Origin of the sequence: Zwartia hollandica (assembly GCF_019923725.1) — a bacterium.
In the GTDB taxonomy this organism is placed as follows: Bacteria; Pseudomonadota; Gammaproteobacteria; order Burkholderiales; family Burkholderiaceae_B; genus Zwartia; species Zwartia hollandica.
Genome location: NZ_JAHXRI010000004.1, coordinates 173,386 through 195,464, shown reverse-complemented (window position 1 = coordinate 195,464; position 22,079 = coordinate 173,386). Strand labels below are relative to the sequence as shown.

Annotated in this window: 21 protein-coding genes; 10 read left to right on the top strand and 11 right to left on the bottom strand. The window is 52.5% G+C overall.

What is annotated here, in order from left to right; translation table 11 throughout:
* On the top strand, positions 1-1,637 hold a 1,637-nt coding region (locus tag KZZ10_RS02970), incomplete at its 5' end, for a thioesterase domain-containing protein (RefSeq protein ID WP_259660014.1).
* Between the two features lie 173 nt (positions 1,638-1,810).
* Complete coding sequence (locus tag KZZ10_RS02965) at positions 1,811-2,428, top strand: nitroreductase family protein (protein ID WP_259660013.1); 618 nt, start codon at positions 1,811-1,813, stop codon at positions 2,426-2,428.
* A 24-nt stretch (positions 2,429-2,452) separates the two neighbouring features.
* On the opposite strand, the gene KZZ10_RS02960 is transcribed toward KZZ10_RS02965, so the two are convergent.
* The 5 genes from KZZ10_RS02960 to KZZ10_RS02940 are packed head-to-tail and all read right to left on the bottom strand — an operon-like array spanning position 2,453 to position 7,684.
* Positions 2,453-3,151, bottom strand: a complete 699-nt coding sequence (locus KZZ10_RS02960) for an enoyl-CoA hydratase/isomerase family protein (protein WP_259660012.1) — start codon at positions 3,149-3,151, stop codon at positions 2,453-2,455.
* Between the two features lie 18 nt (positions 3,152-3,169).
* Positions 3,170-4,858 carry an N-acyl-D-amino-acid deacylase family protein gene (locus tag KZZ10_RS02955; RefSeq protein ID WP_259660011.1) on the bottom strand — a complete coding sequence of 563 codons (1,689 nt, stop codon included), beginning with the start codon at positions 4,856-4,858 and terminating at the stop codon, positions 3,170-3,172.
* A 23-nt stretch (positions 4,859-4,881) separates the two neighbouring features.
* Positions 4,882-6,105 carry a CaiB/BaiF CoA transferase family protein gene (locus tag KZZ10_RS02950; protein ID WP_259660010.1) on the bottom strand — a complete coding sequence of 408 codons (1,224 nt, stop codon included), beginning with the start codon at positions 6,103-6,105 and terminating at the stop codon, positions 4,882-4,884.
* A gap of 24 nt (positions 6,106-6,129) precedes the next feature.
* Entirely contained in the window at positions 6,130-6,723 is a 594-nt protein-coding gene (locus tag KZZ10_RS02945) for a peroxidase-related enzyme (protein WP_259660009.1), read from the bottom strand.
* A complete protein-coding gene (locus tag KZZ10_RS02940) occupies positions 6,716-7,684 on the bottom strand; it encodes a Bug family tripartite tricarboxylate transporter substrate binding protein (protein WP_259660008.1) in 969 nt (322 codons plus the stop codon). The genes KZZ10_RS02945 and KZZ10_RS02940 overlap by 8 nt, the downstream gene beginning before the upstream one ends.
* A 148-nt stretch (positions 7,685-7,832) precedes the next feature.
* Here KZZ10_RS02940 and KZZ10_RS02935 point away from each other — a divergent pair, with 148 nt between their 5' ends.
* Positions 7,833-8,801 (top strand): Bug family tripartite tricarboxylate transporter substrate binding protein, encoded by a 969-nt coding sequence (locus tag KZZ10_RS02935; protein WP_259660007.1) that lies wholly within the window; start codon positions 7,833-7,835, stop codon positions 8,799-8,801.
* Here the strand turns inward: KZZ10_RS02935 and KZZ10_RS02930 are convergent, their stop codons facing one another.
* Entirely contained in the window at positions 8,802-9,770 is a 969-nt protein-coding gene (locus KZZ10_RS02930) for a tripartite tricarboxylate transporter substrate binding protein (RefSeq protein WP_259660006.1), read from the bottom strand. It lies immediately after the preceding gene.
* An 84-nt stretch (positions 9,771-9,854) separates the two neighbouring features.
* Between KZZ10_RS02930 and KZZ10_RS02925 the strand changes: the two genes are divergently transcribed.
* Positions 9,855-10,517: a nitroreductase gene (locus tag KZZ10_RS02925; protein WP_259660005.1), complete on the top strand. Its 663-nt coding sequence runs from the start codon at positions 9,855-9,857 to the stop codon at positions 10,515-10,517.
* 16 nt (positions 10,518-10,533) lie between these two features.
* Here the strand turns inward: KZZ10_RS02925 and KZZ10_RS02920 are convergent, their stop codons facing one another.
* Together KZZ10_RS02920 and KZZ10_RS02915 are read right to left on the bottom strand one after the other, a co-directional pair.
* Complete coding sequence (locus KZZ10_RS02920; RefSeq protein ID WP_259660004.1) at positions 10,534-11,256, bottom strand: maleate cis-trans isomerase family protein; 723 nt, start codon at positions 11,254-11,256, stop codon at positions 10,534-10,536.
* Positions 11,253-12,278 (bottom strand): uroporphyrinogen decarboxylase family protein, encoded by a 1,026-nt coding sequence (locus KZZ10_RS02915; RefSeq protein WP_259660003.1) that lies wholly within the window; start codon positions 12,276-12,278, stop codon positions 11,253-11,255. The genes KZZ10_RS02920 and KZZ10_RS02915 overlap by 4 nt, the downstream gene beginning before the upstream one ends.
* A 152-nt stretch (positions 12,279-12,430) precedes the next feature.
* Here KZZ10_RS02915 and KZZ10_RS02910 point away from each other — a divergent pair, with 152 nt between their 5' ends.
* Positions 12,431-13,210 (top strand): HpcH/HpaI aldolase family protein, encoded by a 780-nt coding sequence (locus KZZ10_RS02910; RefSeq protein WP_259660002.1) that lies wholly within the window; start codon positions 12,431-12,433, stop codon positions 13,208-13,210.
* 39 nt (positions 13,211-13,249) lie between these two features.
* On the opposite strand, the gene KZZ10_RS02905 is transcribed toward KZZ10_RS02910, so the two are convergent.
* The 3 genes from KZZ10_RS02905 to KZZ10_RS02895 are packed head-to-tail and all read right to left on the bottom strand — an operon-like array spanning position 13,250 to position 16,400.
* Positions 13,250-14,479, bottom strand: coding sequence for a CaiB/BaiF CoA transferase family protein (locus KZZ10_RS02905; RefSeq protein WP_259660001.1), 1,230 nt, complete (start codon positions 14,477-14,479; stop codon positions 13,250-13,252).
* Between the two features lie 4 nt (positions 14,480-14,483).
* Positions 14,484-15,263 (bottom strand): enoyl-CoA hydratase/isomerase family protein, encoded by a 780-nt coding sequence (locus KZZ10_RS02900; protein WP_259660000.1) that lies wholly within the window; start codon positions 15,261-15,263, stop codon positions 14,484-14,486.
* Between the two features lie 45 nt (positions 15,264-15,308).
* Positions 15,309-16,400: an alkene reductase gene (locus KZZ10_RS02895; protein WP_259659999.1), complete on the bottom strand. Its 1,092-nt coding sequence runs from the start codon at positions 16,398-16,400 to the stop codon at positions 15,309-15,311.
* A gap of 148 nt (positions 16,401-16,548) precedes the next feature.
* Between KZZ10_RS02895 and KZZ10_RS02890 the strand changes: the two genes are divergently transcribed.
* Genes KZZ10_RS02890 through KZZ10_RS02870 form a run of 5 tightly spaced genes read left to right on the top strand, consistent with a single transcriptional unit; the run spans position 16,549 to position 22,076 of the window.
* Positions 16,549-18,177 (top strand): ABC transporter substrate-binding protein, encoded by a 1,629-nt coding sequence (locus KZZ10_RS02890; RefSeq protein ID WP_259659998.1) that lies wholly within the window; start codon positions 16,549-16,551, stop codon positions 18,175-18,177.
* A 50-nt stretch (positions 18,178-18,227) separates the two neighbouring features.
* Positions 18,228-19,205 carry an ABC transporter permease gene (locus KZZ10_RS02885; RefSeq protein ID WP_259659997.1) on the top strand — a complete coding sequence of 326 codons (978 nt, stop codon included), beginning with the start codon at positions 18,228-18,230 and terminating at the stop codon, positions 19,203-19,205.
* Positions 19,202-20,104, top strand: a complete 903-nt coding sequence (locus tag KZZ10_RS02880) for an ABC transporter permease (RefSeq protein ID WP_259659996.1) — start codon at positions 19,202-19,204, stop codon at positions 20,102-20,104. The genes KZZ10_RS02885 and KZZ10_RS02880 overlap by 4 nt, the downstream gene beginning before the upstream one ends.
* Positions 20,101-21,096, top strand: coding sequence for an ABC transporter ATP-binding protein (locus KZZ10_RS02875; protein ID WP_259659995.1), 996 nt, complete (start codon positions 20,101-20,103; stop codon positions 21,094-21,096). Before KZZ10_RS02880 ends, KZZ10_RS02875 begins: the two co-directional genes overlap by 4 nt.
* Positions 21,093-22,076, top strand: coding sequence for an ABC transporter ATP-binding protein (locus KZZ10_RS02870; RefSeq protein ID WP_259659994.1), 984 nt, complete (start codon positions 21,093-21,095; stop codon positions 22,074-22,076). Before KZZ10_RS02875 ends, KZZ10_RS02870 begins: the two co-directional genes overlap by 4 nt.
* Positions 22,077-22,079: the final 3 nt, after the last annotated feature.

Below are 22,079 nucleotides of genomic sequence, written 5' to 3'. Positions count from 1 at the left end.
ACACACAGATCTACATCCTCGATGGGAGCTTGAATCCTTTGCCAGTTGGGCTAGCAGGCGAGCTCTACATCGCAGGCGCGGGCCTCGCACGTGGCTATCTCGGTCGTGCGGGGCTCACCGCTGAGCGCTTTATCGCCAACCCCTTCACACCAGGCACCCGCATGTACCGCAGCGGCGACTTAGCGCGCTGGACCGAGGACGGGGTACTGGAATACCTCGGGCGGGCGGACGCGCAGGTCAAGATCCGAGGCTTTAGGATTGAGTTAGGAGAGATCGAGGCAGCACTCGTTGCCATCCCCGGCATCGCTCAGTGCACCGTGCAGGCCCGAGGCGAGGATGGGGCTAAGCAGCTGGTGGCGTATCTCGTTGCGGGTTCAGGTGCGGTTGTAGGCACAGCTGCGGATACCTCTATCCCTGAGGCATCTGCTCTGCGTAGCATTCTCTCCAGCACCCTACCCGACTACATGGTGCCCGCAGCCTTCGTGGTGCTCGAGTCCTTGCCTCTCACCCCCAACGGCAAGCTCGATGTGCGTGCCTTACCCGCTCCCGAGATCACGGGCGAGGGTGAGTACCGCGCGCCCGTCACTGAGCACGAGCAACTCGTAGCTAACCTCTTTGCTGAGTTCACAGGGGCCAAACGTGTAGGCTTGGACGACAGTTTCTTTGCGCTAGGCGGACACTCCCTTCTCGCCATGCGTCTGCTCAATAAGATCCAAGCTTACACAGGACTGGAGATGGCGTTGCGCACTCTCTTTGAATACCCAACGGTAGGAGGATTCGCATCTCAATTTAATGAGCTATCAACTCAGCGCAAATATCAACCTCTGTTGCCGTTGAATAAAACGGGTGGCCTGCCACCACTCTTTTGTTTCCCTCCCGGGGGGGGTGTCTCAACTGTATTTAAGAATCTGTCCGCCGAGCTGGGTTCAGAACATCCACTGTGGGGCTTGCAGGCTAGAGGGATAGATGATGATGAGAACCAGACTGATCGCACTATTAGCGAGGCCGCACGCACATACGTCACGGCAATCAAAGAGGTGCAGCCCACTGGACCGTACTACCTGATGGGTTACTCAATCGGAGGCAGCATTGCGCATGAGGCGGCAGTGCAACTTGGGGAAAGTGGTGATACGGTCGCCGCAGTGTTTTTGTTGGACACCGCTACTAATTATGGGCAAGCTGAGGTTGACTCGAAATCAGAAAGCGAGCGCATGTCAGAACTCTTAATCAATCAGCTTAAAGAGACCACAGACCAAGACCTACCTCCTACCTTTGACGATATGTTGGACTTATTTCAACGAAAATCCGAAGAGCTTGGAATAATTCCTGTCGGCACACCCAAAGCCTATGTGATTAGGGTGTTAAAAAATACTCTCAGATCCACTGATCTCACAAAAGACTACGCGCCCAGACGCTGTCGGGCAGACATCGTTTATTTTAGGGGGACAGAAAATGCCGCTCAGACTGCGGCAAACAATGATTTATGCAACTGGGCGCCCTACACCGATGGATCCCTACGTGTATACGATATCCCAGCAAGCCATTCTCAGTTGCTGTGGAAACCGGTCTCCTACAAACTAATCGCCCACAAAGTAAACGAGCTTATGACTTCTTTAAATCAAAAAATGACTCCCTGAGCAGATCGCGGCAAGCACCCTGGTGAAGACGAAGAATCAGTTTAAAATCTTAGCCGACAGTAGTCAGCCGACCACCGAAGCTTCAAAGCCACTGCGGCAGACAAACAGAAACAACACACACGCTCTTTCTGTTAGCCCAAGCACTCAAGTCTTAATTTTTTAATGAGATTCAAATGAACAACACGATTAAAGCCCTTCTCGAAGAACGTATCTCGGCCAACTGGTTTGATCCAGCACGCAGCCTCAGCCGTGAACAAATCGAAGAGCTTGTACGTCTCGCAACACTTGCACCTACCGCTTTCAATTATCAAAACTGGAAGTTCGTCGCAGTACAGTCGAAAGACGCTAAAGAGCGACTCAAAGCCGTCTCTTACGGTCAACAAAAAGTCGTCGATGCCGCTGTGACATTTATTGTCTGCGGCAAAATGCAAGCGCACAAAGGATTAGCACATTCGATCGCCCCAACCGTGGCAGCAGGCATCATCGACCAAGCGATGGCAGACTCTTGGGTGGCGATGGCCCATGGTGGCTTAGACAACAATCCTGAGCGCCAACGCGACGAAGCGATACGTTCGGCCTCGATGGGTGCAATGACGCTCATGCTTGCCGCACAAGGCATGGGGCTCGTGAGCGGCCCGATGATCGGCTTTGATCCAGCTGGCGTCGCAAAAGAATTCAATCTCTCGGCCGACGATGTTCCGGTGATGCTAGTCGCTATTGGCTATAGCGCACCAGGTAACTGGCCACAAAAACCAAGACTTCCCGTCAAGGAAGTTCTATCAATCGTTTAAGGTGAACGACCAGGCATGCAGCAGTTAATGTGCGTGCTCTGAGTTTTCTTCAGCGTTAGCAATGAATAAATTGGCTCTAACCTCTCGGTTGAGCCAATTTTTATTTGTAGCAAAAGCCGATGTTTCGATTGACGCGAGTTCGCTCGCACTTTTAGAAACGGCTTGATCCAAGCCCTCTGCGCTGACCACGGCATCAACCACACCCAACGCCAAGCACTCTTTGGCTGTGAAACGTTCACCGCGTTGCACAAGGCGTTGCAACACGCTACGGGACGCGCGCGGTGCAAGCACCGCAGCACCGATGGGGGTAGGCATCCCAATTTTAATTTCAGGCAATGACACCCACGCAGACTCCACTGCAATGATTTCGTCGCACACCGCAGCCAACATCAGGCCGCCACCGACTGCAGGTCCTTGAAGCCGTGCGATGACAGGCTTGGGGCAATCCAAAATATCAAGCAGAGCGCGCGTCAACAGCGCATGAAAGGAAAGCGTCGATTCAGCGGCACTGTCTTGACTAGCGAGCTCTTTGAGATCTGCGCCAGCAGAGAATACCTTCGTTCCGGAAGATCCCAACACCACGACTTTGACCTGCACATCGTCACGCGCACGCAAAAACGCTGCATGCAAGGTATCAAATAACCCCCGACTCAAGGCGTTGGCATGCCTTGGTCGATCGATCGTGAGAAACAACACACCTTCTTGAAGCGCTTGAAGCAACATCCTTAGGCCTTATTCAACTTAAGCAGCAAACGAGTCAATTACGTGACCAGGGCCCTCTGCCAACTCCACGTAATTTTTACCATCGTGCACCAAGCAGCCATTGACCCAAACGCCATGTATGCCGTGCGCGGAACGAAGCTTGCGCGCCCCACCACCCGGCAGATCATGCGCAGTCTCGAGCTTGGACATCCCAACCGTCGCTGGATCAAACAGCAGGAGATCGGCAGGCGAACCCTCAAGCAGGCGCCCACGATTGGGGATCTTGAAACGGTCTGCTGGCTGGCTCGTCAAGCGCCGAACGCCCTCTTCCAGCGTGAAGTGTCCGGTCTCTCGGACCCAGTGCGCCAAAAAGTGTAATCCAAAGGCCGCATCACACATATAGATCAAATGCGCGCCGGCATCTGACAAGGTCACGACTGAGGATGAATGCTTAAGTAGAGGAGCAACGCCCTCATCAATATGATTAAAGAATTTACCGATCACATGATTTTGTAGATCTTCTTTGATCGCGAGATCAAAAAAGGCATCGAGAGGATCTACGCCCCAACGACGTCCTAGCTCTTCAAAGGTTAAGCCCTCGAGTTCTTTGTGTTGTGGCTTGGCAACCTCCCCAACCTCTAGGTATTTCCAGTCACCCAGAAATAAAATTCCAGGCTTGAGGTTCTTTAGGTCATTGCGAAAGGTATCGCGAAAGGCTGAATCGCGATAGGCACGCAGAATCTCATCATGCGGCTTATTCTTGACTGCATCAAACGCAGAATGACTAAAGAGTGGATAAGGTTCTTCGAGTGTGAAGTCAAACGACAGGGGCTGACAACTTGTGAGGATGTAGACCTCATTGCCGCGCGCACGCGCCTGTGCAGTTTTTTCGTAGTAGGTTAAAGCCAAGTCTGGCGTGGCTGGGTTATACATCGACAGCACCGTCGAGATAAAAGCGGGCCTACCGCTGTTTGAGGCAACCTTCTCCATGACCTCAGGTGTCGCACGCGCGCCGGTGGCCATCATGAAGACACCGCGATCAAACTCCCGCATCACACCTGTCAGCGCAAGCAGCTCTTCTTCGGAGGCAATCGTAGACGGCATCGGGCGACCACCATAACCGCTATGGTTTGGCGAGAACGAGGAGGCAAAGCCAATCGCCCCGTCACGCATCGCCTCGCGTACCAGTTGGCACATTGCTTCGAGCTGCTCTGCAGTCGGCGTAGCATTCTCAGACCCGGCTTCCCCCATGACTGCCGTGCGTACGACCGAGTGGCCCACAAACAGCGCTGTGTTCAGATAAGGCTTCGTTGCCCTTAACTGATCCATATACTCTTTGAAGGACTCAAAATTCCAGTTAATGCCGCTCATCAGGGCGTTGAGATCCATCCCTTCCACGACAGAAAGATTCTTCATCATGGTTTCACGATGCTCTGCTGGACAGGGTGTAATACCAAAGCCGCAGTTACCCATGACGACTGTCGTCACGCCCAGTCCAGGCGAGGGAGACAACGTAGGATCCCAAGTCACCTGTGCATCGAAATGGGTGTGCAGGTCTACGATACCCGGCATCAGTGCAAGACCCTTGGCCTCAACAACCCGCTTGGCTGAGCCCTCGACCACACCAACTTTGGCAACCACGCCATCTTTGACGGCAACGTCTGCGTTGCGCCCTGGGTTGCCTAAGCCATCAAATACTTGTGCCTGACGAATAATCAAATCGTACATTGCTATCTCCCCCAATCTTGTTTTTATACAATGCCCTGCGCCTTGAGCGCGGCAACCTGTTCGGTTGTCTTCTTGAGCACCTTAGTCAAAATCTCATCTGTGTGTTGCCCAAGCGCAGGAGGTGGCACCTCGTGCACGATGGGTGTCTCAGAAAACTTCATTGGACTACCGACCAATGAAACTTTTCCGGCCACGGCATGGGGTAACTCAATCTTCATGCCACGGGCGAGTACCTGTGGCTCTTCAAAGACTTGTGCCACCGTATTGATCGGTCCGTTTGCCACACCTGCTTGATCAAGCAGCTTGACCCACTCACGTGTGGTGCGCGTTAAAAATATTTCATTTAACAAGGCCGTGATGGCTTCGCGATTTTTAACCCGAGCACCGTTTGTCGAATAAAGCGGATCCTTCGCTAAGTGCATACAGTCAGCCACTTCGCAAAACTTATTAAACAAATTGTCATTGCCACATGCCAAAATCAAAGCACCATCAGAGGTCTTGAAAGTTTGGTAAGGCACGATATTGGGATGCGCGTTGCCAATCGCCTTCGGTGATTCGCCTGTTGCGAAATAGTTCATCGCCTGATTTGCTAGGAATGCCACGCACGAATCCAACAGCGATACGTCGATCCATTGCCCTTTTCCAGTGACGGCGCGATTCGCAAGCGCAGCGCAAATTGCGATGCTCGCATACATACCTGTTGTCAGGTCAATGATCGGCACACCAACGCGCTGCGGACCGCCACCGGGAAGATCATCACGCTCACCGGTTACGCTCATGAGTCCGCCCATGCCCTGCGCCATAAAATCGTAGCCGGGACGATCCTTTTCAGGACCGGTTTGTCCGAAGCCTGTCACCGAACAATAAATAATCGCGGGATTAATCGCTTTGATGTCCTCGTAGCCCAAACCATAACGGGCGAGATCACCTACTTTGTAGTTTTCTAGGATCACATCGACTTCTCGTGCGAGATCTCGTACGAGTTGCTGCCCTTCTGGCTTAGACAGGTCCACCGTAATCGAACGCTTGCCACGGTTAGCCGCACAGTAATAGGCTGACTCGCGGGTGACGTTGCCTTCCGTGTCCTTCAAAAATGGCGGAGCAAAGGCGCGCGAGTCATCCCCCTTAACGGGTCGCTCAACTTTTATAACGTCGGCACCTAAGTCGGCCAAGTTTTGAGCGGCCCAGGGGGCAGCCAATACGCGCGAAAGATCAAGCACCTTAATATGAGAAAGTGGTCCAGACATAATGTAATTCCAAGTGGGTAATATCTAAGAAGGCTTTTTAACTTTTGGGATACGGCCTAACAAATAGAATTCGTCGTTCGGGCGCATAGAAAATGCATTAGCCATGCGATTAGACATTCCAAAGAAACCGGTAATGGCTGCAATATCCCAAATGTCTTCGTCATCAAAGCCGTGAGCATGCAGTGCCGCATAGTCCGTATCGCCGACCGATTGGGCGTCGAGACATACCTTCACAGCAAAGTCGAGCATCGCTTTTTGGCGAGGTGTGATGTCGGCCTTGAGATAGTTGGTCGCGACTTGATCCGCAACATAGGGATCTTTGGCGTAGATCCTTAGAATCGCTCCGTGCGCGACCACGCAATACAGGCAGTCATTCTTTGCACTCGTCGTCGTGACGATCATCTCGCGATCGGCTTTGGTCAAGCTGCCGGTTTCTTTCACCATCAAAGCATCGTGATAGGCAAAGAAAGCCCGAAACTCTGCCGGCCTACGCGACAACACTAAAAACACATTCGGAACAAAGCCAGATTTTTCCTGGACCTCCAAGATGCATTGTTGGATGTCCTCAGGCAGGTCCTTCAGGTCCGGAACAGGATACCGCGCGATAGGCTTAGTCAAGCTGAACTCCCAGCCCCTTGACCAACGCACCTAGTCGATCCGCCTCCGATAAGATCAAAGCCGAAAAATCGCTTGCCGAGCCACCGATCACCTCGCTGCCTATCGCTTCCCACTTCTTGCGAAAGTCAGGATCGCTAAAGATCTCATTCAGGGCCGTGTTGTAGCGCGCAACGATCGCCGGTGGTGTCTTTGCGGGTGCAACAATTCCATGCCATGCAAAATAATCGAACCCTTTTAAACCAGACTCGTCCATTGTCGGTACATCAGGAAGAATCGCGGCACGCGTCTTGGTCGTCACAGCGATTGGGCGCAGTTGACCGCCCTGTATGTACTTAATGGAGCCCACGATGATGTCACACATGCTAAATATCTGGCCGCCCAGTAAATCGGTGACGGCAGGACTTGCCCCTTTATAGGGAACGTGTTGCAAAGATGCGCCCGTCATCTTCTTAATCAATTCAGGACATAAATGCTGAGGAGTTCCGTTCCCAGCGGATCCAAATGACACCTTCGTCGGATTTGCTTTGGCAAAAGCCAGATACTCACTCAGGGACTTAACCGGTGTATCTGCTTTGACTTCGAGCACGAGCGGAAACTTCGAGATTTGGATAATCGGCGCGAAGTCTTTGATTGGATCGTAATTCAGATTCTTGAATAAGGTCTGATTCACAGACATATTGCCACTAGTCGCCAACAAAATCGTATAGCCATCGGGTTTTGCACGCGCAACCGCAGCACTTCCAATATTGCCACTTGCCCCAGCACGGTTCTCGACGACGACAGTCGTACCCAGCTTTGCACCCAACGGCGTCGAAAGCAGTCGCGCCATGATGTCCGTCGGACCTCCTGGCGGAAATGGCACCAGAAAGGTAATGTTTTGGACCGGCCATTTATCTTGCGCGACCGATGCGAACGGCGCACCAACGACTGCAGCTGCGGCCAGCATAGTAAGAAATTTCATGCGTCTCTCCTGATTTTTTATGACTATAAAGCGTAATTTGTTGCCTGCCCGGCTACGCTAGGGCATACCACTAGATCCGTCAGCGTCTTGCTATAGTAAAACAACGAAAGTACTTCACGAGACAACTTAACTATCTACGAAAAGAAAAATGACCTTCACACTCTTACGCAAAATTGTTGCAATTGCCTCTCTGTCAATGTTTTCCACCTTGGCGAGTGCCCAAAACTGGCCCACAAAGCCCGTTCGGATTGTCTTGCAGTTCCCACCCGGGGGCTCAACTGACGTTGTGGCCCGCATCCTGGCTCAGTCGATGACAACTGCCCTTGGGCAGCCTGTCGTGGTCGAGAACAAACCAGGTGCAGATGGCGCGATTGCCGCCGAATACGTCATGCGTTCAGATCCTGACGGCTATACGTTCTTCCTAGCTTCAAACACTCCGATGATGCAGGTTCCGCTTCTGCGCAAAAAACCACCTTACGACCCGGTTAAAAACTTTACCCCTATTTCTATGGTTGGGCGCTATGTGTATGTGTTAGTCGCCAACCCGAATGTACCTGCAAAAAATGCCAAGGAACTTCTTGAGTTCGCAAGCAAGAATCCTGGGAAGCTGAACTACGGTAGCTACAGCGGTGTAACGCAGCTCATGCACACGAAGCTGACGAAAGAGGCCAAGATTGATACCAATCTGATCCCCTACAAAGGAGAAGGTCCGACCATCAACGACATGCTTGGCGGACATGTACAGTTCACCTTCGCCACGCCAACCAGTACCCTCTCGCACATCAGTGCCGAAAAACTTCGTGCGATGGCAGTGCTACTCCCAAAGCGCTCCGCATTGCTCCCTGACGTCCCGACGGCTGCCGAAGCCGGTATTCCAACACTTGAGGCGGGCACTTGGGCAGCACTGTTTGGCCCAGCAAACATGCCGGCCGAACTCGCAACCAAAATGAGCGAAGCGATCAACGCAGCGATGGCGAGGCCAGACGTGCGAGACCGCATCGCTAAACAAGGTTTCGATCTTGGTGGCTCAACCCCTAAAGAGCTCGGCAGCTTCGTGCAAGATCAACTCAAAGCTTGGGCACAAGCCTTTGCCGATGCGGGACTCAAGCCAGAATAACTATTGATCCAGCTTGATGCTGTATTCCTTTGCGACGCGCTGCCATTTACTAATTTCAGCGCGTCGAAAGGATTCCAACTCTTGAGGCGATGAAGCAATGATTTCACCGCTAAACGCTGCAATGCCAGTCATAACCGAAGGTTGCTTCATCACCTTGGCCAACGCTTGATTTAAGCGTGTAATCACCGCGGCAGGAGTTCCTGCAGGCGCGAAGATCGCATTCCACTCATAACTAGAATAACCAGCCACTCCACCTTCAATCATGGTTGGGACGTCCGGTAGAACGGCGGAGCGCTTCTCGCCGCCCGAGGCGATTACGCGTAGCTTGCCCGACTTAACATGCGGCAAAATCGTCCCGACTGTTGCGAATGCCAACGGTATTTGGCCAGACAGCACGTCTGTGATCGCTAAGGCGCCACCCTTGTAGTTAACCGCTTCTAGATGTGTGCCAGCCAAGGCATTAAAAAGTGCTCCAGCCAAATGCTGCGCGCTACCTGCGCCCGATGTACCGTAATGGACAACAGGCGTCTTGGGCTTGGTGAGAGCAATGACCTCTGCCACGGTCTTGGGGGCAAAACCAGGGTTCGCCACCAACACATTCGGCACACGCTGCAGCAACATCACTGACGAAAAATCTTTCAGCGTATCGAATTGCATTGAACCGCGCAGCGCAGGATTCTGCACATGGTTAGCCGCATCGAGCATGATCGTGTAACCATCTGAAGGCGCCTTTGCCACAAACGCAGCGCCGATCATGCCACCCGCGCCACCGCGATTGTCCACCACCACATTCTGTCCGAGCTCTTTGGCAAGCTCTGGCGCGACGAGGCGTGCAACGCGGTCAGCCGTTCCGCCTGGTGGATACGTCACGACTAGCGTGATGGGACGCTCCGGATATGCAGCTTGCACCGCAGTCACAGCACAGAACCCCAAAGCTCCCAAAATTGTTTTTAGCGTTTTATGCGACATCGCGCGTCTCCATGAAAAAATATTTGATTGATGCTACTTTAAACCATTGCGCCACATACATATGGAAGTAAAGGAAGAATCACCATGGAATTGCTGCAAGGCATCAATAGTCGACAGAGCATCAGAGGTTTTCAATCAACTCCCGTGCCTGAGGCCTTGCTGCGAGAAGTGCTCCATGCTGCTGGCCGCAGTCCGTCATACAAAAATACGCAGCCATGGGAAGTCGCAATCGTGTCGGGCGAAAAGCGCGATGCACTCAGCAAAATCCTGTTTGACCTGGCAAGCACCGGAACACGTCCTGATTACGATATTCCAGATCCCCCGACCTGGCCCGAAGCGCTGGACTTCCGCGCCAAGGATCATGGAACACGTCGCTTCAATGCCTTGGGTATCGGGCGGGACGATGCCACCTTGCGCAATCAGTTGCGCCTGAGGAACTTTGAATTTTTTGGAGCCCCAGTCGCCGTCTTCTTTTTTATGGACGACTCACTTACGCCCTGGTCTACCCTGGACATGGGTCTATTTTTACAGACCTTCACTCTGGCCGCGCATGGCGCAGGTCTTGGCACCTGTATGCAAGCGTCGGTATCTGGTTATCCAAACGCTATTCGAAATTTCTTGGGTGTACCCTCAACAAAACGGCTCATCGTCAGCATGTCGCTGGGCTACCCCGACATGCAAGCGCCGCTCAACAGCTACAAGAGCACGCGGATGGACGTCGATGCCTTCACAACCTGGCATAAGTGATCACGCATCACACTTACTAAATCGACGTAATCGAAAATAGCGAGCCGAATCCAGGCTGCTGGTTTGCAATCGCATTTTTTCTTAATGCATACCAAACCATGGCCTGGTTGCTAGTAATCACCGGACGTCCAACGAGCGCTTCGATCTCTTCAATGACTTCGGCAGAACGCACTGCGGTGCAGCTTATGAAGTAAGCATCTGCATCTTCGCGCTGATGCTTACTTGCGAGATCAACCCAGATCTGCGGAGAGAGCTTTGCCATCTCTGCGTTCGTGTTCACGCCAAGTCCGACCTCCTCAAGCACCTCAAAACCATGGTGCTGCAAGAAAGCGACTTCTCGGGCATTAACAGAATCGATATATGGCGTGAGCAATACAATTTTCTTCGCCTTAAGCGCACGCAAGGCAGTCAAAATCGCTTCAGAAGTTGATATAGCTGGTAAGCCACTCGCCTTGGCAATACGAGCTTCAATGTCTTCACCCATGCTGGGACTGAAGGTGCTCACAGCCGTACAGTGAAACACCACCGCATCGACTTGTGCATCAGACAACAACTTGGCGCCGGACTCGACATGCCGGCTCATTTCAAGCAACTCCGGCTCCGAGCTGCCTCTGAGTTCAAGGCGGGTCATGTACGCCACGACCCCCTCTGGCAACATCGCATGGATCTGTGGCTCAGCGATCACATTACCTGACGGTACGATCACACCGAGCCGCAAACGGGAGCCGTAGTCAATCACTTGGCATATTCCTTGCGCAGCATCTGCGCTGCTTGCACCATAGACTTCAACTTACCGTCCGCAACCTCACGTGGCAAGTACTTCATTCCACAATCTGGAGCGAGAATCACTTGCTCAGGCTTGATGTGCTTGAGTGCGCGTCGAATGCGCATGGCAACTAGCTCTGCCGGTTCGACTTTCATATCACTCAAGTCGAGACAACCGACCATCACCTGCTTGTCACCCAGAGTTTCAAGGATTTTGCAGTCTAGGCTCGATTGCGCGGTCTCGATGGACACCTGGTTACAGGAACACTGTGCCAGCTCGGGTAAGAAATCATAGCCAGAGGGACGCGCATGGATAACGGCCGCGTAGCCAAAGCATATATGCACAGCTGTTTGGCCCTTGATCCCTTCCAACGCACGATTCAACGCGTTGATGCCGTACTGACGCGCTTTTTCGGGGCGTGCCTGCATGTAGGGCTCATCAATCTGTACAACATCTGCACCGTTGGCAAACAAATCTTTAATTTCTTCGTTCAGCGCAACTGCATAATCCATCGCCGCCTCTTCTTCAGACGCGTAAAAGTCATTTTGCGCCTGTTGCAACATCGTGAAGGGGCCAGGCACCGTGATCTTTACCTTTCGATCCGTATGCGCTTTTAAAAACAGAAGATCCTCGACTTCAATCGGCTTAATACGTTTAATTTTCCCAACGATACGCGGGACGGGATTAGGATGCCCAGAACGGTCTAACGCTGTTCCTGGATTATCAATATCCACGCCAGCCAACGCCGTTGCAATTCTGTTTGAATAGCTCTCACGACGAATTTCACCATCCGTGATGATGTCTAAACCCGCCTGCTCTTGCGCACGAATGGCCAATACTGTCGCATCCTCCATGGCTTGTTGCAGATACGGTTCCTGCACACGCCACAATTCTTTCGCTCTCACGCGGGGCGGAAAGCGTCCGGCAAGCTTCTCGCGGTCAATCAGCCAATCAGGTTGCGGGTAACTTCCAACGATCGTGGTGGGGAAAAGCATTCTGGTTCTCCATAATTTTTGTGCACAAACCTTAGCACCTTTCAGCACTCGTGCCTAGAAATACCACGCCTATTAGCAGTACTCAAAAGTCCGATTCTGCACTACCATGCTCGGGCAATCCTCCGATCCACTCGCCAATGAGCCGTCTCGCCATGTTGAAGCCAAACACACTCAAAATAGCCCTCCATAACAAGCAAATACAACTCGGCTTGTGGTGCGCGCTATCTAACTCCTATTCGACAGAGATCGTTGCGGGCTCAGGCTACGACTGGCTCACCCTAGACATGGAGCACTCACCCAACGACTTGAATAGCGTGCTGACGCAGCTACAAATGCTCGGCGCATACCCGCTCGAACCTGCTGTCAGACTCGTTAAGTTTGACAAAGATCTGGTTAAACAATATTTGGACATGGGCGTACGGACACTCATTCTTCCCAATGTTGAATCCGCGGATCAGGCCAAAGAAATTGTGCAAGCAACGCGTTACCCGCACCAAGGTATCCGAGGTGTGGCCGGTCAACACCGGGCCAACCGCTGGGGCCGTATCGCAGACTATGCGCAAACTGCTTCTGAGCAAATCTGCGTCTTGGTGCAAATTGAATCAGCTGATGGCGTTAAATTCTTTGACAGCATCATCGCTGTTGACGGGGTCGATGGCGCGTTCATTGGCCCTAATGACATGGCTGCAAGCATGGGATTCTTGGGACAACAGCATCATCCAGACGTTCAGCGCGCAATCCAGACTTTGCCCGGCATCGCTGCAAAACACGGCAAGTCGATCGGGATCCTTGCCGCAAACGAAGCGGATGTGCAGCGCTATCTTGAGTGGGGCTACAAAATGGTCGGCTTGGGCTCAGACCAAGGATTGCTCGCTAAAGCCAGCGACACAATCCTCGGCAACTGTCGTCAGTTCGTTAAATCACTCAAGTAGTGCAGACGTTTGAACGACTAGGAGGCCACGACTTGAAAACTACGAGGCGTCCAGCACCACCCTATCACTCACAAGATCTGTGATTTCGTCATCACGAAACCCGAACTCTCGCAATACTTGAACAGTATGCTGACCGAGACCCGGAGCGGGCGTGGCGGGAGTGCGAGGCTGCTCAGAAAACTTCACTGGGAAGCCCACCCCTTTTACCAGGCCTGCTTGCGGATGAACCGACTCAACCACCATCTCGCGTGCTAACGCCTGTGGATGCGTGAGGGCTTCCTCAATGGTGTGCACAGGGCCCGCGGGGACGCCAGTCTTGTCAAATACAGCGATCCACTCTGCAGTTGTCTTTTTGCAAAGTTCGGCTTCGATCAACTGCTCGAGCACTTCGCGATTGGCTAGCCTAATCGTGTTGTTCTCAAAGCGTGGGTCCGTCTTCCACTCAGGATGACCAAGCGTTTCGGCAACGCGCTCCCAATTGGCCTGATTCGCGCCACCGATATTGAGATAGCCGTTAGCGGTCTTAAAAGCCTGATAGGGAGCAGTCAAGGGATGCGCCGATCCACCGGGACCTGCTGACAACCCTGTCGCAAAAAACATGGCTGCTTGCCAATAGGTCTGTTGCATCGCGGCTTCCATCAACGAGGTGTCGACAATCTGCCCAACCCCAGACTTACCGCGTTCGATCAGTGCTGCCAGCACGCCTACGCAAGATAAGATCCCAGCATTGATATCCGAGACAGGATTACCGGTCTTAGCGGGCGGACCACCTGGGTGACCGGTAATACTCATGAGGCCACCAAAGCCCTGCGCTATCAAATCAAAGCCACCTTTGTCGGCAAGCGGGCCCGTTCGGCCATAGCCTGACACAACGGCATAAATCAGACCTGGGTTGACCGCCTTCAACACGTCGTAACCGACGCCGAGCTTCTCCATCGTGCCACGTCGATAGTTCTCTGTCAGAACATCTGCGTGTACAACCATACGTTTGAGTACATCCGCACCTTTCGGATTCTTCAAATCAAGGCCCATACCGCGTTTGTTCCGATTCAAAATCAAAAATGGCGCCGAGACACCATTGATCTGCGGATCTTGATAGCCGCGCGAATCGTCGCCTTTGGGCAATTTTTCTATCTTGATGACATCTGCACCCATGTCAGCCAACATCAGGCCGCAGGTCGGACCCGCCATAATCTGAGAAAGCTCAAGCACACGAATACCTGCGAGAGGACCCGTTGGCGCGGCGGTCTTTACGTCGTTTTGACTCATTGCGTTATCGACCTACGAATTTAGGAGGCTGCTTGGCAAGAAATGATTTGTAGCCAATACGGAAATCTTCCGTATCAAAACAATCAAAACACTCTTCTCTCTCTTTGTCAGTCAAGGGCGTAGCGTCTTTTAAACGGCGCGCAAACTGCTTGTGCCAACGCGCAACCAACGGTGCACCCGACGCAATCCGCTGTGCTGTAGCGAGCGCTTCACCTGCGACCTGCTCATCGGGTACCACGCGCGAAACGAGGCCAATGCGTAAAGCCTCTTGCGCATCAATGATCCGACCTTCCAGCAACAGTTCCAAGGCTTTGGATGAGCCAATGAGCGAGGCAATCGGTTCCATTTCGTCGTAGGCCATCACGAGGCCCAAGTTCTTGATCGGCGCACCGAAGCGACTCGACGCACCACAGATACGAATGTCTGCAAGCGCAGCAATCTCCATGCCACCACCGACACAAATTCCATGAATCTGTGCGACAACGGGATGACGACAGCTTTTTATCTTCTTGACGGTCTGATGCATGAAGTGACCGTACTCTGTGGCTTGCGCCTTGTTGGAGCGCTGCGTTTCAAACTCGCTAATATCGTTACCAGGTGAAAACGCCTTCTCACCGGCACCACGCAAAATAATGCAGCGCACATCTTCCTGTTCAGACAACGCAACCATGGCATCCCCAAGCTCACCCCAAAGCGGCTTAGTCATTGCATTCAGCTTTTCTGGCCGGTTAATTGTGAGAGTGACAATATCACCTTCACGGGACTGCAATAAGATTTCCGACATGTCATTCATCCGTAGATTAGTTTGAATAAAACTTCAGTAAATGTATCAGCTGATTGAGGGGTAATCTACATAACCCTTTGCTCCGCCACCATAAAAGGTCGCGCGGTCATAAGGTGTCAGTGCAGCACCGGTCTCAAAACGCTTTGGTAGATCAGGGTTGGAAATGAAGAAGCGACCAAAGGCAACAGCATCTGCCTGGCCCCCAGCCAAAGCGGCCTCGGCGCCGACCTTATCGTATCCCCCTGCAGCCAGAATCTTGCCTGAGAAAAATGGCCGAAACAACGCCGACGCACTGGGCTGATCGTCTTTCACCTTATCCGTCCCGCCCGCCATTGTCGAACGAGGTTCGATCAAATGCAGATACGCTAGATTCAATTTATCGAGCGCCTTGATGACATGCGTGAACAAGCCGATCGTGTCTTGATCAGACATATCATTAAAGGTGCCATAGGGTGACAGACGCACACCGATTCGATCAGTCGACCACACCGTCGCAACCGCTTGCATCACCTCTAGAAGCAAGCGTGCTCTATTTTCAATCGAACCACCATATTGATCCTTGCGCTTGTTTGATCCGTCATGCAAGAACTGATCCAGCAAGTAACCATTGGCGCCATGCACTTCAACCCCGTCAAACCCAGCGGCTTTCGCTTGCTTGGCAGCTTGAACATAGCTCGCAATCAAAGCAGGCATTTCATCGAGGGCCAAAGCGCGTGGCGTCTCAAAAGGAGCGAGCTCCCACGTTGCGGTGTACACCTTGCCTTGGGGCGCGATGGCAGATGGCGCTACGGGTAAACCCTCAGATGGATGCAGCGAAGAATGGGAAATCCGACCAACATGCCACAACTGGCAAACAATTGTTCCACCCGCAGCATGCACGGCATCGGTCACCTTTTGCCAACCTGCAACCTGAGCATCCGAGTAAATACCCGGCGTGGCAGGGTATCCCTTGCCCTGAGAAGAGATTTGCGCCGCCTCGGAAATGATCAATCCAGCACTCGAGCGCTGCGCGTAGTATTGCGCAGCTAGGTCGCCAGGAACGTCCTCTGCGCCTGCACGCATGCGGGTCAACGGGGCCATCACTACTCTATTTTTGAGTGAGAGTGCGCCAAGCGAAACGGGGGATAACAGCTTCATGTGAATCCTATTTGAGTCTTGCCATTTAAAACAATTAAAGGCAGCAATTTGATTCTACCCTCGGGCAAACCATTGGTCATATCGCTTGTAACAGCGCAGGGCAGCCGCTATAGTTCGAGTTGTTATTCAATCTATTCAGGAAACCGCCATGACGACAGTCAAGTCACACACACACGGGTTTAACGGCTTACGCCGCGGTCTGCTCAGTTTAGCGCTGACGGGATCGCTCACACTCGCCTGTTGGAGCACAACGACGTTGGCTCAGAACAAGGACCTGACCATCGCCCTGTCGACTCCGGTCACGACGGTTGATCCCCACTTTCATAATCTGACGCCAAATAACGCGATGGCCGCGCACGTGTTTGAAACGCTCGTGAAAGCCGACGCAAGCCTTAAAACCTACCCAGGACTCGCAGAGTCATGGAAAGCCTTATCGGATACTGAGTGGGAATTTAAACTACGTAAAAACGTTAAGTGGCATAACGGCGAGCCCTTCACAGCAGAAGATGTCGCGGCCACCATTAAGCGTATTCCGAACGTGCCAAACAGCCCCGCCTCGTTTGCGGTGTTCGTTCGAGCAATCAAAGAGGTCAAGATCGTAGACCCGCACACCATTCGTTTCACAACAGCCACGACCTACCCTTTACTGCCCACGGACATGGTTTCGGTTGCGATCGTTCCTAAGACGGTGGCCGAGACTGCAAAAACAGAGGACTTTAACTCTGGCAAAGCAATGATTGGAACCGGTCCATTCCGCTTTCAAGAATATGTCTCCGGTGATCGAATCATTTTGGTACGCAATAAAGATTATTACGACGCTCAACAGAGCTGGGATAAGGTCACGTTCCGTATCATTACCAGTGCGCCTGCGCGTGTTGCCGCGCTGCTCTCAGGCGATGTGCACATGATTGAAGGTGTTCCTACCGCTGACGCAGCAAAACTCAACAAAGATGCACGAGTCACTGTTTCAAACGCCGTATCGAACCGCATGATCTATCTGCATCTAGACAGCAATCGGGAGAAGAACTCTCCTTTTGTGACCACGGCAGATGGTAAGCCACTTGAAGCCAACCCCCTGCGTGATGCGCGCGTACGCCGTGCCTTAAGCAAGATGATTGATCGCAATGCAATTGTGTCGCGCGTCATGGAAGGTCAAGCGATCGCTGCGGGCCAGTTACTCGACGAGTCGTTTTTTGGAACGAGCAAGAAACTCAAGCCCGACGCTTACGACCCTGCAGGAGCAAAGAAGCTGATGGCAGAAGCCGGCTATCCGAACGGATTCGGCCTAACCTTGCACTCTCCCAACAATCGCTACATTAACGACGGTGCAACTGCACAAGCTGTTGCCCAGTTTTTGTCTCGCAATGGCATCCCAACGAAAGTTGACACCATGCCTTCCAATATATTTTTCACGCGGGCAAGTAAGCAAGAGTTCTCATTCATCCTAGCTGGCTGGGGAGCCTCCTCTGGTGACACCTCATCACCCTTGCGATCACTGTTGGCCACCTATGACGCGAAAGCTGGTATGGGCGCCGCCAACCGTGGCCGTTTTTCTAGCCCAGAACTTGATGCACTGATTGCCAAAGCTGTTGTGATTATTGATGACAAGCAACGCGACGCCGCACTGGCACTAGCAAGTGAAAAAGCTATTGAGCTCATGGGACTGATCCCATTGCATTACGAGGTCAGCACTTGGGCCACGCGCAAAGGAATCAGCTACACGGGACGCGCAGATCAATATACGTTGGCCCAAGATGCCAAGCTTGCCGGCAAGTAACCAACAAGTCGTTTGAGCTTCAACCCAATATCAAGAAAAGGCATTGATCCGTGACAGCTTTCGTAATTCGTCGTTTGGCTCAAGCCGTATTCGTTCTGTTTGTCACGTCAATTTTAGTATTCGGAGGCTTGTATCTCGTTGGTGACCCCATCGAGATACTCGTCCACCCCGAAGCAGATCAGATTGAAAGAGACCGCGCACGCGTCGCCCTGGGACTAGATAAGCCTTTGGTTGAGCAATACCTGACCTTTCTCAAAGGGGCGGTGACGGGCAACCTAGGCAAGTCCTTTGTCTATGCGCGTCCTGCACTTGATGTTATTTTCGAACGCATGCCAGCCACAATGGAGCTTGCCGTATTGGCAATGCTGATCTCGATCGTGCTGGGCATTCCTCTAGGACTCTATGCGGGGCTTAGGCCGAACTCTTTCATATCCCGCAGCATCATGACCGGGTCCATTGTTTGTTTCTCGTTACCCACTTTTTGGGTGGGTTTATTGCTGATCTTGTTGTTTGCGGTAACCCTCGGTTGGCTACCCTCAACGGGACGAGGTCCTACCGAAGATATTTTCGGCCTTCAGCTTTCTATTTTTAGTCTCGAGGGCTTGAAATACGCATTGCTCCCTGCTTTGAATTTAGCCCTGTTAAAACTCGCACTGATTATTCGACTCACACGGGCACAGACACGAGAACAAAGCTTGCTTGATTACATTAAATTTGCTCGCGCGAAGGGCTTGAGAACCTCTCGTGTGATCGGGGTGCATCTCCTGAAAAATATTCTTATCCCGTTGGTAACCGTGATTGGGCTAGAGCTTGGCTCCGTGATTGCTTACGCGATTGTGACAGAGACGATTTTTGCGTGGCCTGGCATGGGCAAACTCGTTATCGACTCTATCTTTCAGCTCGACAGACCGATTGTGGTGGCTTACCTTTTAGTGGTTGTGTGCATGTACATCATTATTAACCTTGTCGTCGACATCCTCTACTCCTTGCTCGATCCGCGCGTTCGCATATCGGAGCAACACGGATGACCGAACAAGTGCAGAAAATAGCAAAGGTTCAAACGCCTTTCAAACGCCTTTGCAGTCAGTTTGCCGAGAGCCCCGTCGCCTTAGTTGGCTTAGTCGTTCTGGTTGCAGTGATCTTTATTGCGGTGTTTGCGCCGCTCATCTCTCCGCAGAACCCCTATGATCTATCCAAACTAGATCTTATGGATGCTCGCTTAGCCCCTGGTGAAATCGGACTGGGTGGGCAACACTATCTGCTCGGCACCGATGGTCAAGGACGCGATATGGTTTCCGCCATTTTTTACGGGCTCCGCGTTTCGCTGTATGTCGGTTTAACGAGTGGCATCATTGCGCTCGTGATTGGCAGTGTGCTGGGAGTGTTGGCTGCTCACCTCGGTGGGCGGTTTGAACAAATCATCATGCGCATCGTCGATATTCAACTTGGTTTTCCAGCCATACTAGTCGCACTTGTGTTGCTTGCCGTATTGGGCAAAGGTGTCGACAAAATCATCATCGCTTTGGTAAGCGTGCAATGGGCCTACTACGCGCGAACCGCTCGCTCAGCCGCTCTTGTCGAACGTGGCAAAGAGTATGTCGAGGCCGCACGTTCGCTTGGTCTCAAAGGTTCGCGCATTGTGTTGCGGCACTTGCTTCCCAACGCCATGGCGCCCCTGATCGTTGTTGGTACAGTCCAAGTCGCGCATGCGATCGCATTAGAGGCCACCCTTTCCTTCCTGGGCCTTGGCTTGCCTGCAACGGAACCCTCTTTAGGTTTATTGATTTCGAACGGCTATGAATATTTGCTGTCTGGAAAATACTGGATCAGCGTTTATCCTGGGATCGCCTTGTTGATAACAATCCTCGCGATCAATCTTGTTGGTGATCAGTTACGTGACATCCTGAATCCGAGGCTCTCACGATGACAAACTTACTCTCCATTAAGAATTTACGAACGGAATTTGATACCCGCAACGGCTTACTCCCTGCGGTAGCGGATGTCTCGATTGAGCTCGCGCGCGGTCAAGTGCTTGGACTGGTGGGTGAATCAGGTTCGGGCAAATCGGTGACAGGCTTTTCTATTCTCGGACTCGTGGATCTGCCCGGGCGTATCGCCTCGGGCAGCGTTATCTTTGATGGACAAGAACTTGTAGGGTGTGATCAAGAATCTCTGAGAAAGTTGCGTGGCAAGCGTATCGCCATGATTTTTCAAGATCCGATGATGACACTCAATCCTGTTCTGACCGTCGAGACGCAGATGGTCGAAACTGTGCTCGCGCACGAAGCTGTCAGTAAGGCGGTTGCCCGCAGCCGTGCGGTTGAAGTCTTGGGTAAAGTGGGCATTGCCTCGCCCTCCGAGCGAATTGGACAATATCCTCATCAGTTTTCTGGTGGGATGCGTCAACGCGTTGCGATCGCGATTGCCATGCTTCATCGTCCAGACCTCATCATCGCCGACGAGCCAACCACTGCGCTTGATGTCACGGTACAAGGCCAAATTCTGTACGAGATGCAACAGCTCGTTAGTAACTCTGGCACAGCCCTGATTTGGATTACACACGACCTTGCTGTGGTGGCGGGCTTAGCCGACCATATTGCCGTGATGTACGCGGGTCGAATTGTCGAATACGGCACGGCTGAAGCCGTATTAAATGATCCGCGCCATCCCTATACGCGCGGACTTCTTGACTCCGTACCCACCACGACAACACCTGGCATGCGCTTAAGACAAATTCCTGGTGCGACACCTTCCATCACCGAACTGGGTGCCTCGTGTGCCTTTGCTGCACGCTGTAACTATGTTCAAACTGCTTGCACTCAGATGCCCGAGATGTCGTCGCTTGGTGCACATCAGGTGCGCTGTTGGCACCCTTTGATGCCTGGGCATGTGACAAAGCATAGCGAGGTTTCGCGATGACTGAGTTATTAACGTTTGAAAAGGTATCAAAGCGCTTTGGTCGAAAGCTGGATATTTTTGAAAAAATTGCGCGAACAATTGGCGCAGATATTCAAGCCCACACCGTGCACGCCGTCGATCACGTGTCGTTCAGTATTCATGATGGGGAGGTCGTTGGTCTTGTGGGGGAGTCGGGCTGCGGCAAGTCAACGCTGGGCAGATTAGGTTGTGGCTTACACACTCCAACCGAGGGTACGGTCCGCTATCGCGGACTGCCGCTCGAAACACACAGCGGGATTCGTCGACCCATACAACTTATTTTTCAAGATCCCTTTGCCTCGCTTAACCCGCGTATGCGTGTGCTTGATATTGTTGGAGAAGCGCCGCGCGTACACGGTTTGATTGACCGAGCAGAGGTCAGTGATTACGTGGCGAATTTGCTTAAGCAAGTTGGCTTAGATCCCACGTATATGCAACGCTATCCGCATCAATTCTCTGGCGGCCAGCGCGCGCGTATCGGCATTGCTCGCGCTCTGGCGGTGAAACCAGAGTTCTTGGTGTGCGACGAGGCCGTCGCAGCGCTCGATGTATCGATCCAGGCGCAAGTCCTGAATCTGTTCATGGATTTGCGTGACGACCTCGGTTTGACCTACATGTTCATCAGTCACGATTTGGGCGTAGTTAGACATCTTTCCAACCGAGTGGTTGTGATGTATCTCGGTCGTGTCGCTGAAATTGCACCAACAGAAGAACTCTTTGCAGAGCCTAACCATCCGTACACACAGGCTTTGCTGCAGGAAATCCCACGCATTGATCGGACGCACAGAACGTTTGTACCGATCCGGGGTGAAATCCCCTCGCCCCTCGCGCCGCCCTCGGGCTGTCATTTTCATCCGCGTTGCCCTAGTGCAACCGCGCGCTGTGCACAAGAAGTGCCCATGCTGCGCGAGATTAGTCCCGGAAGGCTGTCAGCCTGTCACTTAAACGATCCTATTGCCTAAATC